Consider the following 13,052-nt stretch of genomic DNA (forward strand, 5'->3'; position numbering starts at 1 on the left):
CCCGCCTTGCTCCAGCAAGAAACGCGCACGCCCCGTCGACCGAGCCGGATGGTTGCCGTAAGAAACAGTGGCTCGTGAGCCGACACGCGCGAACAGGCGGCGGTCGTACGATTTACATCACGACATGCGATATTTACACGCGGCGCCAGCTATCGTCATCGCGCGATTGACCGATGCCGTGCCTAGTCTTTTCCGCCGGGAATCACGGACCCGAGCACCTGGCGCGCCGTATTGGCGATCACGCTGCCTTCTTTCGGATCGCCTTCCATCAAGGTGCGCGCAAATGCGCGTGCCTGCGCGAGCGTCACGTGCGGCGGCAGCGGCGGCACCTCCGGGTCCGACTTCACTTCCAGCACGACGGGGCGCCTGGCAGCCAAAGCCGTCTCCCATGCGTCGGCCAGCTGCTCCGCCTGATCGACATAAATGCCCGTCAAACCCAGCATTTCCGCAAAGCGGTGATAAGGCACGTTGGGCACCTGCTGCGACGCGTCGAACTTCGGATCGCCTTCCATCACGCGCTGCTCCCACGTCACCTGATTCAGATCTTCGTTGTTGAGCACCATGCAGATCCAGCGCGGATCGGCCCATTGCTTCCAGTACTTCGCGACGGTAATGAGTTCCGCCATATTGTTCATCTGCATCGCGCCGTCGCCGACCATCGCGATCACGGGCCGCCCCGGGTGCGCGAACTTCGCGGCAATTGCATACGGCACGGCGGCGCCCATCGACGCCAGTCCGCCCGACAACGACGCCATCATGCCGCGCCGGATCTTCAGATCGCGTGCGTACCAGTTCGCGCAGGAGCCGGAGTCGCTGGTGAGAATGACGTCGTCGGGCAGGCGTGGCGACAGTTCCGTGAAAGCGCGCTGCGGGTTCACGCCGTTGCTGGCGGGCTGATGCGCCCGTTCATCGAGCGTATCCCACCAGCGCGAAGTCCAGCGTTCGATACGCGAGCGCCACGTATGGCTATCCTTTTCTTTGAGCAAAGGCAGCAGCGCGCGCAAGGTCGCCGCGCTATCGCCGACGAGGTTCACTTCCATCGGATAGCGCAGGCTCAACATGTCGGCCTTGATGTCGATCTGCACACCGCGCGCGTCGCCTTCCTTCGGCAGGAATTCGGCGTACGGAAAGCCCGAGCCGATCATCAGCAGGGTGTCGCACGCGGTCATCATTTCGTAGCTGGGCTTCGTGCCGAGCAGACCGATCGATCCCGTCACCCATGGCAGATCGTCGGGCAGCGCGGCCTTGCCGAGCAGCGCTTTGGCGACGCCAGCGCCGAGCCGGTTGGCGACGGCGATGACTTCATCGGTGGCGTTCAAGGCGCCGGCGCCAACGAGGATCGCAACCTTATGCCCGGCGTTGAGCACGTCGGCGGCGCGTTGCAGATCGTCTGGTACGGGAATGACGGACGGCTGCGAATAACCGACACCCGAATGCGCCGTGCCGTGCTTGCGCGCGGGCGGTTCATATTCGAGGTCCTGCAGATCGTTCGGCAGGATTAGCGCCGTGACGCGCCGTTCGGAGAGGGCAATCCGTATCGCTCGATCGACGAGGTGACGCACCTGCGCGGGCACGCTGGCCTGCTGAACAAACGCCCCGGCCACGTCCTTGAACATCGCCGCGAGATCCAGTTCCTGTTGATAGTGCGAGCCGAGTGCCGCGCGCGCCTGCTGTCCGACGATGGCGAGCACGGGCATGTGATCCATGCGTGCATCGTAGAGACCCGTAATCAGATGGGACGCGCCCGGCCCCGACGTGGCGATACAGACCCCGAGTTCGCCGGTGAACTTTGCGTGGGCGCTTGCCATGAACGCGGCCATTTCCTCATGTCGCGCCTGCACGAACTGGATCTTTCCCTCCGCGCGATTCAACGCGCCGAACACACCGTTGATACCATCGCCGGGGTAACCGTACATGCGCCTGACGCCCCACTGATGCAACCGTTCGACGATGAAGTCGCCTACTGTCTTTGCCATGGAAAGCCCCACGAAAGAGAATTCGCACACGAGTCGAATGGGCAAGTGTGTCTGGTAGTCGCTGAATCAGGACGAACCAGCAAGTGTCGGGCCGCGGCGTGAGCCTGCAAAGAAGGCCTACGCTCCTGTCTCTTTCGATCGGGTTTGGATTCCTGTTTTTTCGCCTGGCGTCCGCGTGATGCCGTCGCGCTTCTCCTACTGCTCCTCATCCTCATCATCGTCCCCGGGCTCGAGATCCTGCAACTCGACCATCTCCCCATCAACGACCATTTCCGCGCCTGCCTCGAGCGTTTCGCCGAGCACCGGGTCACCGTCCACGATCAACCGGACGGGCGCATCGCCTTCGTTGGCTACTCTCACTTTCATCATCGTGCTCCCTTCAGGACAAAGTCACGCGGCTTCACCGCGACAGGATGCGTCAAACAACTCTTCGCGCAGTAGCAAGTTGCGGATGTGCTTGCAAGATATCGGCCAGCCCTGCCTGGGATCGCGGTACGCGCGACGGGGAACGAACCTTGCTGATTCCGTCATATACGGATGACGCACACGGGGCCGGCGGCGCGACGCGTCGCAGCAGGTTCGACAAGGGAGGGCGCGACGATGAAATCGAGCACACGTTACGTATCTGCCGCATTAGCGGTGGCGGCGCTCGCGTGCGGCACTGCCGGCTGCAAGAAGGTAGACGAGAAAAGCAGCAACACCATGGACTCAGCCAGCAGCGGCGTGATGAGCAATACGTCGGGCATGAGCGGCACGCCGGGTCAAAGCGCGGCGGCACAGCGCGCGAGCGAGACCGCGACGGCAGCGAACGGCCCGGCGGCATCGAGCGAGGCGCCCGTCGCCGCTACGCCTTCATCGGCGGCCAGCGCCGTGCCATCCGGCGCCAGCCAGTAAAAGATTGCTGCCCGTCCATTACCGGCGAAACGTGAGGCTGTTGTCGCCCACCAGCTTGCTGCCTGCGGCATCGAGCTTCTTCATCAGCCTCTCTTTCTCCGCCGCCATCACTTCGCCGAGCCGCACCAGGTTGACACCGCTTTCGCGCAGTTCGGGAAAGAGGCTCGATTCCTCTTCCTCGATATGGTGGAGCACCATCTCCGACAGCACCTTGAACGTTGCATCGAACCCATGGTCGCCCGGCTTCAGCGTGTCGAACTTTTCGATCAGTGTCTTCGCGAGAAAGTGCTCGACGTAGGCTTCGTCGACGTCGATCTCATCATCCTTGCCGAGCGCCTTGTGCGCGGCGGGATAGAGGATATTCTCCTCGATCATCGTGTGGACGGTCAGCACCTCGCACGCGCGGCGCGCCAGCGTACCCTTCGCTTCCAGGTCGGAATCGCCGGCCTTTTCGAACGCGTCGAACAGTTGCTTTGCCACGCGATGGTCCGCTTCGAGTAACTCTATTGCGTCGAGTGCGGTGTTTTCGATTGAAGCGTCGGCCGCCAGTTCCTTGTTTGCGTCTTCATTCATGATTGCCTCCCGGGAATTATCGTCAGTGAACAGTCAGCGATGACATGCACAGCAAACGCCATTCCGCGCCTCTTTCTCCCTGGGTACGGCTTGCGGGAAAACAAGGTTCGACGGCACCCTGCACCACGAAGCGTCAACCCGCCCACTTCCAGTCGCGAATCTCTTCGCTATCGATCCCCTCGCTATGCGCATAATCAAGATGCCGGATCTTCTGATCGCGCAGCCGTTCCTTCGCGTGATCGCCGACACCGCGCAAGCGATGCACGCGATCAATCACGTCGATCGCGAGTGAAAACCGGTCGATACCATTGATGATCGCAAGTTCCAGCGGCGTATTGATGTTCCCCTTCTCCGCATAGCCGTGCACGTGAATATTCGCGTGATTCGTGCGGCGATAGGTCAGCTTGTGCACCAGCGACGGATACGAATGGAAGTTGAAAATCACCGGCTTGTCCGTCGTGAACAGCGAATCGAAATCGCGCCCCGACAAGCCATGCGGATGATCGGAATCGGGCATCAACCGGAACAGATCCACGACGTTCACAAAACGGATCTTCAGATCGGGAAAAAGTCCCTTGAGAATTTCCACGGCTGCGAGCGCCTCCATGGTCGGAATGTCGCCCGCGCTCGCCATCACGACATCCGGCTCGTGATCCAGATCCGTCGACGCCCAGTCCCAAATGCCGATGCCTTTCGTGCAATGCGTGATAGCCGACTTCATGTCCAGATACTGCAAATGCGGCTGCTTGTCGGCGACGATCACGTTCACATAGTCGCGCGAACGCAGGCAATGATCGGCGACGCTCAACAGACAGTTCGCATCGGGCGGCAAATAGATGCGCACGACATCGGGGCTCTTGTTCGTCACGACATCAAGAAAACCGGGGTCCTGATGCGTAAAACCGTTATGGTCCTGGCGCCACACGAGCGACGTGATCAGCAGATTCAGCGACGGCACGGGCTGCCGCCAGCGCAGCTCGCGCTTGGCTTTTTCGAGCCATTTCGCGTGCTGGTTGAACATCGAATCGATGACATGCACGAACGCTTCGTATGTTGCAAACAGACCGTGCCGCCCCGTCAGCGTATAGCCTTCGAGCCAGCCTTCCAGCGTATGCTCGCTCAGCATTTCCATCACGCGACCGTCGGCGGACAGCTCGCCGCCGTCGCGATCCGATTCGACGATCTGCGCGAGCCACGTCTTTCCCGACGCTTCGTAAATCGCCGTGAGTTTGTTGCTGGCGGTTTCGTCGGGGCCGAACACGCGAAAGCTCGTCATATTGCGGCGCATGACGTCGCGCAGAAACTGGCCGAGCACATCCGTGGGCGACACGTAGCTCGTAGCGGGCTGGCTGACGTCGACGGCATAGCCGGCGAAGTCCGGCAGGTCCAGCGCCTTGCAGAGCGCTCCGCCGTTCGCATGCGGATTGGCGCTGATACGTCGCGGCCCTTCGGGCGCGAGCGCGCGCAACTCGGCGACCAGCCGCCCCGATTCGTCGAAGAGCGTTTCCGGCCCGTAGCTGCGCAGCCATTCCTCGACGAGCTTCAGGCTCTTGCCGTTGGTCGCGGGATCGGCAATGGGCACCTGATGCGCGCGCCACGAGCCTTCTATCTTGTGCGCGCCGAATTCGCGCGGCCCTGTCCAGCCCTTCGGCGATCGCAGCACGATAATCGGCCAGCGTGGCCGTTGCGCGTCGACATTGCCGCCTTCCTGACGCGCGCGCTGCTGAATTGCGCGAATTTCATCGATGCACTCGTCGAGCGTCGCCGCCATCTGCTGATGCATCTTCTCCGGCTCATCGCCTTCGACGAACCACGGCTTGTAACCGTATCCCGTGAATAGCGCTTCGAGTTCTTCGTGCGGAATACGCGCGAGTATGGTCGGGTTCGCGATCTTGTAGCCATTCAGGTGCAGAACGGGCAACACCGCGCCGTCGCGCGCCGGATTCAGGAATTTGTTCGAATGCCACGACGTTGCGAGCGGCCCGGTCTCCGCCTCGCCATCGCCGATCATCACCGTCACGATCAGATCGGGGTTGTCGAACGCCGCACCGTATCCGTGCGACAGGCTATAGCCGAGTTCGCCGCCCTCGTGAATCGAGCCCGGCGTTTCAGGCGTGCAATGCGAGCCGATGCCGCCCGGAAACGAGAAGAGCTTGAAAAGACGCGCCATGCCCTCTTCCGTTTCGCCACGGTCCGGATAGATCTCCGAGTAGCGCCCTTCCAGATAGCTGTGCGCGAGCGTCGCGGGTGCGCCGTGGCCCGGCCCCGAGATGAAGATCACGTTCAGATCGCGCTGTTTGATGACCCGGTTCAGATGCACGAGCACGAAGCTCTGTCCGGGATCGGAACCCCAGTGGCCGAGCAGACGCCGCTTGATGTGCTCGGGCTTCAGCGGTTCGCGCAAAAGGGGATTCGCGCGCAGGTAAATCATGCCGGCGGACAGATAATTGCAGGCCCGCCAGAAGCGGTCCATCTTGCGCAGTTCATCGGCTTGCAACGGCGTGGGTTGCGGGCGGGTGTCGTCCATTGTGCGTCTCCATGCAGGGGTTTCGCGGTACGCAGTGCCTTCCTAATCATAGAAGGTGGTTTGCGCATGTCCATTGACGTATGTCCATTGCCAATGCATGCGTGTTCGGCGCAGGCGGCACAACGATTGCAGGACGGCTTGCATGGCCCGCCATCCACAGGCTGCGTGCGCTGCAACCGTCACGCATGCATCAAAGGAAGGAGACACAACATGGACGTGCTGATGACGCTATTCGGCGAAGGCAAGGATCTCACCGCCCTGCAGACGGCCATGCGCGCGGTCGTCGTGTTCTTCGCGACGCTCGTGTTCATCCGCATCTCGGGCAGGCGCTCGTTCGGGCAACGCTCGCCGTTCGACTACGTCGTCGCAATCCTGCTCGGCGCCACGCTGAGCCGGGTCATCGTCGGCGCATCGCCTGTGGTGCCGACGCTCGCGGCGGCGCTGGTGATCGTGCTGATTCATCGCGCGCTCGCGTGGTGCTGCGTGCGCTCGCCAAGGCTCGAATCGCTGGTGGTCGGGGTCGAACGGGAGGTATATCGCGACGGACAGTTCAATAGCCGTCAGATGTCAGCTGCGCTGATTACGCGCACGGACGTGTTCGAGGCCGCGCGTCATGAACTTCACGCGCTCGATCTGCACGACGTGCACGCGGCGATTCTCGAACGAAATGGACAGATGAGCCTGATTCGCAAAGGTGCGAACCGGAAGGATGTAAACACGGACGCCAGGACAGGACAGTGGGACGCGTGACGCCACCGTTAAAAGAAACGGGGCGGGCCGCGCGAGCTTCACGCGAGACCCGCCCCGTCAGCAGCCAGGCTTACTCGGTATCGTTCTTCAGCTGCGGCAGCGCCGACGACTCGCCCGGTGCGAGCAAACCGACCTGCGCGTAGACGCGCAGCTTGTCGCGGGTATCGGTGATGTCGAGGTTGCGCATCGTCAGCTGGCCGATGCGGTCGCGCGGCGAGAATGTCGAAGCGACCTTCTCCATCGACAGGCGCTCGGGCTGATACGTGAGGTTCGGCGACTTCGTGCTGAGGATCGAGTAGTCGTTGCCGCGACGCAGTTCGACGGTCACTTCGCCCGTGATCGCACGCGCGACCCAGCGTTGCGCCGTTTCGCGCAGCATGATGGCCTGCGGATCGAACCAGCGGCCCTGGTACAGCAGGCGGCCGAGACGGCGGCCGTTTTCACGGTACTGCTCGATCGTGTCTTCGTTGTGTATGCCCGTGACGAGGCGCTCATACGCGATGAACAGCAGCGCCAGACCCGGGGCTTCGTAGATGCCGCGGCTCTTCGCTTCGATGATGCGGTTCTCGATCTGGTCGCTCATGCCGAGGCCGTGACGTCCGCCAATACGGTTCGCTTCCAGCAGCAGTTCGACGGCGTTCGGGAACGTCTTGCCGTTCAGCGCGACGGGCTGGCCTTCTTCGAAGCGGATCGTCACTTCTTCCCTGGCGACAGGCACGTCGTCGCGCCAGAATGCGACGCCCATGATCGGGTTGACGATCTTGATGCCCGACTCCAGGCTTTCGAGATCTTTCGCTTCATGCGTCGCGCCGAGCAGATTCGAATCGGTCGAATAGGCCTTTTCCGCCGACATCTTGTACGCGAAGCCCGCCTGGCGCATGAACTCCGACATTTCCGCGCGGCCGCCGAGTTCGTCGATGAACTGCTGGTCGAGCCACGGCTTGTAGATCTTCAGATCCGGATTGACGAGCAGGCCATAACGGTAAAAGCGCTCGATGTCGTTGCCCTTGTACGTGCTGCCGTCACCCCAGATGTTGACGCCGTCTTCCTTCATCGCGGCGACCAGCATCGTGCCCGTCACGGCGCGCCCGATGGGCGTGGTGTTGAAGTAGGTGACGCCCGCCGTCGAAATATGGAACGCCCCGCATTGCAGCGCCGCAATGCCTTCCGCGACCAGCTGCGCGCGGCAGTCGATCAGGCGCGCGCCTTCGGCGCCGTATTCCGTGGCGCGGCGCGGAATCGAGTCGTAATCTTCTTCGTCCGGCTGACCGAGGTTTGCCGTGTACGCGTACGGCACGGCGCCCTTCAAGCGCATCCAGTGCAGCGCGGCGCTCGTGTCCAGGCCGCCGGAGAACGCAATACCGACCTTCTGGCCGGTCGGAAGATTTTCGAGGATTGTGCTCATAATCAAAACCGTTGAATCGACTTTTGAAGGGAATAGGCGGAACTTTATCAGACATGCCCGTCTGCGAGCCGGATTCGGCGGAAAACGGGCATGATGCGATGCTGCGGCGCTACCGCAAGTCAGGCATCGGGATGCAGCGGGTCGTCCAGCAGCGACGCCGGCACCGTGTCGGGATCGGTGGCTTGCGCGTCGTTGAAACACTGCTCCGCCAGATCGATCATGCCGACGGCGGCGTCGATCAGCTCGTCGAGGCGATCCAGCAACGCGCCGCGCGCGCCGGCTGGGCCGGAAGCCGCCGGTTGTCCACCCGGCTGACCGTCAAGCTGAACGTCCGGATGCCCGTTCAACTGCGCGATCAGCGATTCCGCCGCCTGCAGGTACGGAATCGCCTCATGGTAGTTCTCGATCGACACCAGCGCGTTGCTGCGCGCGCCGACCAGCAGGCTGCGGTAGTGATCCGCAAGCTCGGACTCGCCGCTGATCCGGGGCAGTTTGTCGGAAATGCGCTGCAGGCAAGCCGGCACCTGCTCGTCGAGCGCGGCTGCGCGCTGCCGCAGATCGGCGTATTCGGCGAGCAACTGGGCCTGGTCGAACGGGGAAACGCTGTCCATCGTGGGCGGCTCGTTGTCTGGTGAACCCAGCATCTTACTGCACGCGGCAAAGTCGCTGCGCGCCGGGGCCGATGACCTACACTACGCACTACCGCGCCAGCATCGGAACCCGCTATCGACGCACCGCAGCGGAACACCGGCCGCCCCGCGTCAACCCGAGCTGTTGCGTAGTCGATAGCCGCACCGTCGCCGACTGAAATGCGGAGGCCTCGCGATCATGGGACACGTTGCCAGCCGCTTGCGGATTCCCGTGCTCGACTGGATGCACGGCTATCGCAAGGAGTGGATCAAGCCGGACCTCGTCGCCGGCGTCACGGCGGCAGCCGTCGTGCTGCCCAAGGCCCTCGCCTATGCGTCGGTGGCGGGGCTGCCCGTCGAAGTCGGGCTGTACACCGCCTTCGTGCCGATGATCATCTATGCCCTTTTCGGCACCTCGCGGCCGCTCAGTGTCAGCACCAGCGCGACGCTCGCCATCCTGACGGCCGCCGCGCTCGCTCAGGCCGTTCCCGGCGGCGAAACGGCCGCGCTGATGCGCGCCACGGCGACCCTCACGCTGCTCGTCGGCGGGATGCTCGCGCTGGCCGCGATGCTGCGCCTCGGGTTCGTCGCGAACTTCATCTCCGATCCGGTTCTGACGGGCTTCAAGGCGGGGATCGCCGTCGTCATCGTGCTGGATCAGCTGCCGAAGCTGCTCGGCATCCACCCTGAGAAGGGTTCGTTTTTTCACAATGTCGCGGCACTGGCGATGGGCATTCCCCACGCGTCGTGGTGGACGGTCGCCGTCGGCGCGACGACGATCGCCCTCCTCGTGGCATTCGAGCGCTACTATCCGCGCGCGCCCGCACCGTTGATCGCCGTCGGGTGCGCGATCGGCGCGGTTGTGCTGCTGGACTTGCCCGCGCATGGCGTCGGCGTGGTGGGCCTTATTCCGACGGGCTTGCCCTCGGTCGTGATACCCGATTTCTCGCTGCTCGGCTCGCTCTGGAAGGACGCCGCCGGCATCGCGCTGATGAGTTTCACCGAAACGATCGCGGCCGGGCGCGCATTTGCGGCCAACGGCGAACCCATGCCGAAGCCGAACCGCGAACTGTTCGCGACAGGTCTCGGCAACGCGGCGGGCGCGTGGCTCGGCGCGATGCCCGCGGGCGGCGGCACGAGCCAGACGGCCGTCAACCGGCTGGCAGGCGCGCGCTCCCAACTCGCCCAGCTCGTCACGGCGGCCGTCACGCTCGGCACGATGCTGCTGCTCGCGCCCTTGATCGGCCTGATGCCGCACGCGACGCTGGCCGCCGTCGTGATCGTCTATTCGGTCGGCCTGTTCAGTCCGGCCGATTTCCGCGCAATTCTGCGGATACGCCGCACCGAATTCCTGTGGGCGCTGGTGGCGCTGGCGGGCGTCGTGCTGCTCGGCACCTTGCAGGGCATACTGGTGGCGATTGTCGTGTCGCTAGTCGCGCTCGCGCACCAGGTGGCCGATCCGCCCGTCTACGTGCTGCGCCGCAAGCCAGGCACGAACGTGTTCCGCCCCGTCTCGGACGAGCATCCCGACGACGAAGCGTTCCCGGGGCTGCTGGTGCTGCGGGTCGAAGGGCGCGTGTTCTTCGCCAACGCCGAGCACATCGGCCAGAAACTGCGGCCGCTGATCGACGCGGCGCAGCCGGAGGTCCTTATCCTGGAGATGAGCGCCGTGTTCGATCTCGAATACACCGCGCTCAAGATGCTGATCGAAGCCGAGAAAAAGCAGCGCGAGCGCGGTATCGCGACCTGGCTCGTGAACCTCAATCCAGGCGTGCTCGCGGCGGTGCAGCTTTCGTCGCTCGGCGCGACGCTGGGTCATGGGCGGATGTTTTTCAACCTCGAAGAAGCGCTGGCGGCATGGCACGCGCTTCGTGCGCCGGATGCGGCGAACAGCGCATCGACGAAACGTTAGACGCTTGCGTCAAACGCCCTTCCGCCGTCGCGCGATCCGGCGGCGGGCTGATCCTCGCCGATCAGCACCACGGGCATCGGCACGTCGACGCCCCGGCCGGGCGGCAAAGGCTTGAGCACATTGTCGGCCAGCCCGGCGACGAACGTGTCGACCGCGAAGATGATGGTCGCGGCGCTCGCGCCCCCGGTGGCGAACACGAAGATGATCACGGGAATCATGACGAGGGTGGACGGCAACTGCATGATGCCGATCAACAGCACCGCGAGCGCGATCAGGCCCGCGCGGATCAGCACGTCGAGCATGCCGCGCGCAAGCGGCTTCTCCGAACTCTGGATGGGCAGCATCGATTCTCTCCGCTGAGTCACTGCGCGATTGCCCACGCTAACCGTTCGCTCCCGCTGCCCGCGAGATGCGCTGCCGCACCACGCTGATGGCCTGCTTGAGCACATAGACGTCGTGCAGATAACGCGTCGGCACGCGTATCTGGCTCGCCTGCGCGTCGATGCTCTCGAGTTCGTTGTCCCATTGCGAGAGCTGCTCCGCGGATGGCTGCGCGGTGATCCAGATTTCGTCTTCCAGCGCCTTGAGCTCGCGATACCAGACCACGAAGCGTTTCTTGACGCGCGACTCCAGTATCCGCGGCAGCGCCTGCACCAGCCCGATCAGCACGGCCAGGAACGGCACCAGAATCAGCAGACGCCGTTCGACGAAGCTCGCCAGCCAGAACGGCAGGTAGCGCTGAAGGAATGGACGTCCCGACTTGAAATAGCGCTCGCTCTCGCTGGAGACGGGGAATTCGTCCGTATTCAGATTGGGGAAAGTGCCGAGCGGCGTGAAGTAGTCCTCGCCCGCGTGCGCGGTTCTGGCTGCGTCGAGCAACAGGTAGACGAGCGCGGGATGCAAGGTGTCCTTCGCAACCAGCAGCGCCGTCGCGGCCAGCAATGTAACGTCCGTTTGCGGGCGATCGTCGACGACGCTGGTCGACGCGCGCGGGAACACCACCTTCTTCAGCGACGGGAATTTCTGCACGAGCGCATCGGCCTGAGCGAAGCTCATCAGCTTCAGGTCGCTGTTCAGCAACATCTGCTGCATCGGCGCATCCGGCCTGCCGATGAAGAACGCCGCATCGAGGCAGCCGTCTTCGAGGCAGCGCCAAGCCTTCGACGCATCCATCTCGAACAGCTGGGTATTGTCGCGCGTGACATCGCTGTAACCCAGCAACAACCGCGAGACCTCCAATAGCCCGCTGCCCGGCACGCCGACGCCGATCCGTTTGCCGCGTAATTGCGCGAGCCGGTTGATGGTCTGCGCGTCACGATAGAACACCCAGACCGGTTCGTACGAAACGGCGGCAATCGTTTCCAGATGATCGCTCTCCTGCGGCACGGTGGTGCCCGACTGAACGAAGCCGACTTGGTACTCGCTCGCGGGGTCTTTGAGCCGCTCGTAGTTCTCGACAGAACCGGACGAACTGCGGATATCGAGCGTCACGCCGTCGCGTTTGAGGATTGGCGCATAGCGCTCCGCAAAGCCGCGATAAATGCCCTTGTCCGCGCCCGTCGTGATGACGATGCGCGTCTGAAAAGCCGGTTCGATGACGGCATACAGTCCCCAGCCCAGCGCCGCCAGCGCGATGACGGCACCAACGGCGTAAAGCCACCGGCGCCGCGGCGCGACGGGTGGCCTCTGACTGCGGTGAAGCGCTGGGTTGTCCCTGGGCATCGCCTGGCCCTCTCTTTCGCCAGGGTCCGTTCACCTGTGTGAAAGGACATTCGGATCGCATGTGTCGGAGCGCATGTGTCGCGTATGGGTCGCATCAGGCGTCCAGCGTTCTGTTCAGCGTAATGCACGATTCCGGGGATCGGTATTGGACCAAAGTCCAATGGTGCGGGCCGAGCCGTTGCCAGATACTCGCTGCGTGAAGCCCGCGCTTTCGGTCGCGGCGTGTGCGCAGACATGCCGCGCAACATTGCGGACCTGCGCATTCGCTGTTCTCCCGCCCAGCGGCGAACACGGTGACGGCGCGAAGGAGACCTTCGAAGCAGCCAGGCGACTGGATGTTTTGGCCCGTCAACACAATTCGAACCTGGCTGCCGCGGCGCGCGAGCGCGCGCTCGTGTTGTCGCGTGATACACGGCACGTATGAGCTTGAATGGGGAGGCGCTCATGGCGTCTTTGTCGTATTGGCGATCGAACTGTTTCGGTCTTGCTATGAGTCAACGTCCGGCGCGCAGGCGGCTGCTGATGCCTCTCGCGCTGCTGGCACTGGCATCGCTCACCGCCTGCAAAAAAGCCCCCACCGAGCCCCCACGCCCGACCATCGAGGTCACTGTCGTGACGGTGCATCAGCAGGAAACGCCCGTCGACTTCGAGTTCACCGCGCAGA

General features: G+C 63.4%; 10 protein-coding genes and 1 pseudogene. 3 read left to right on the plus strand and 8 right to left on the minus strand.

What is annotated here, in order from left to right:
- Positions 1-182 precede the first annotated feature (182 nt).
- Together KFO72_RS31995 and KFO72_RS32000 are read right to left on the minus strand one after the other, a co-directional pair.
- Positions 183-1,976 (minus strand): thiamine pyrophosphate-requiring protein, encoded by a 1,794-nt coding sequence (locus KFO72_RS31995; RefSeq protein ID WP_060606702.1) that lies wholly within the window; start codon positions 1,974-1,976, stop codon positions 183-185.
- Between the two features lie 195 nt (positions 1,977-2,171).
- Positions 2,172-2,345 (minus strand): hypothetical protein, encoded by a 174-nt coding sequence (locus KFO72_RS32000; RefSeq protein WP_176055426.1) that lies wholly within the window; start codon positions 2,343-2,345, stop codon positions 2,172-2,174.
- Positions 2,346-2,678: 333 nt separating this feature from the next.
- On the opposite strand from KFO72_RS32000, the gene KFO72_RS32005 reads away from it, so the two are divergent.
- Entirely contained in the window at positions 2,679-2,870 is a 192-nt protein-coding gene (locus KFO72_RS32005) for a hypothetical protein (protein ID WP_225033793.1), read from the plus strand.
- 18 nt (positions 2,871-2,888) lie between these two features.
- On the opposite strand, the gene KFO72_RS32010 is transcribed toward KFO72_RS32005, so the two are convergent.
- Both KFO72_RS32010 and KFO72_RS32015 read right to left on the minus strand, forming a co-directional pair.
- Positions 2,889-3,443, minus strand: coding sequence for a hemerythrin domain-containing protein (locus KFO72_RS32010; RefSeq protein ID WP_054934830.1), 555 nt, complete (start codon positions 3,441-3,443; stop codon positions 2,889-2,891).
- A 133-nt stretch (positions 3,444-3,576) separates the two neighbouring features.
- The gene (locus tag KFO72_RS32015) at positions 3,577-5,970 is read right to left on the minus strand and encodes a phosphoketolase (protein ID WP_225033794.1); all 2,394 of its coding nucleotides are present in this window, start codon (positions 5,968-5,970) and stop codon (positions 3,577-3,579) included.
- 210 nt (positions 5,971-6,180) lie between these two features.
- On the opposite strand from KFO72_RS32015, the gene KFO72_RS32020 reads away from it, so the two are divergent.
- Positions 6,181-6,720 carry a DUF421 domain-containing protein gene (locus tag KFO72_RS32020; protein WP_225033795.1) on the plus strand — a complete coding sequence of 180 codons (540 nt, stop codon included), beginning with the start codon at positions 6,181-6,183 and terminating at the stop codon, positions 6,718-6,720.
- 70 nt (positions 6,721-6,790) lie between these two features.
- On the opposite strand, the gene argG is transcribed toward KFO72_RS32020, so the two are convergent.
- Both argG and KFO72_RS32030 read right to left on the minus strand, forming a co-directional pair.
- The gene (argG, locus tag KFO72_RS32025; RefSeq protein WP_054934833.1) at positions 6,791-8,125 is read right to left on the minus strand and encodes an argininosuccinate synthase; all 1,335 of its coding nucleotides are present in this window, start codon (positions 8,123-8,125) and stop codon (positions 6,791-6,793) included.
- A 119-nt stretch (positions 8,126-8,244) separates the two neighbouring features.
- The gene (locus KFO72_RS32030; protein WP_225033796.1) at positions 8,245-8,736 is read right to left on the minus strand and encodes an ATPase; all 492 of its coding nucleotides are present in this window, start codon (positions 8,734-8,736) and stop codon (positions 8,245-8,247) included.
- Between the two features lie 217 nt (positions 8,737-8,953).
- Here KFO72_RS32030 and KFO72_RS32035 point away from each other — a divergent pair, with 217 nt between their 5' ends.
- Complete coding sequence (locus tag KFO72_RS32035) at positions 8,954-10,666, plus strand: SulP family inorganic anion transporter (protein WP_225033797.1); 1,713 nt, start codon at positions 8,954-8,956, stop codon at positions 10,664-10,666.
- Positions 10,667-10,722: 56 nt separating this feature from the next.
- Here KFO72_RS32035 and KFO72_RS32040 read toward each other — a convergent pair.
- Positions 10,723-10,947, minus strand: a pseudogene (locus KFO72_RS32040) (AI-2E family transporter); the annotation flags it as partial.
- A gap of 100 nt (positions 10,948-11,047) precedes the next feature.
- A complete protein-coding gene (locus tag KFO72_RS32045; RefSeq protein WP_225033798.1) occupies positions 11,048-12,388 on the minus strand; it encodes a TAXI family TRAP transporter solute-binding subunit in 1,341 nt (446 codons plus the stop codon).
- Positions 12,389-13,052 lie beyond the last annotated feature (664 nt).

Source organism: Paraburkholderia sp. XV (genome assembly GCF_020177535.1).
In the GTDB taxonomy this organism is placed as follows: domain Bacteria; phylum Pseudomonadota; class Gammaproteobacteria; order Burkholderiales; family Burkholderiaceae; genus Paraburkholderia; species Paraburkholderia caribensis.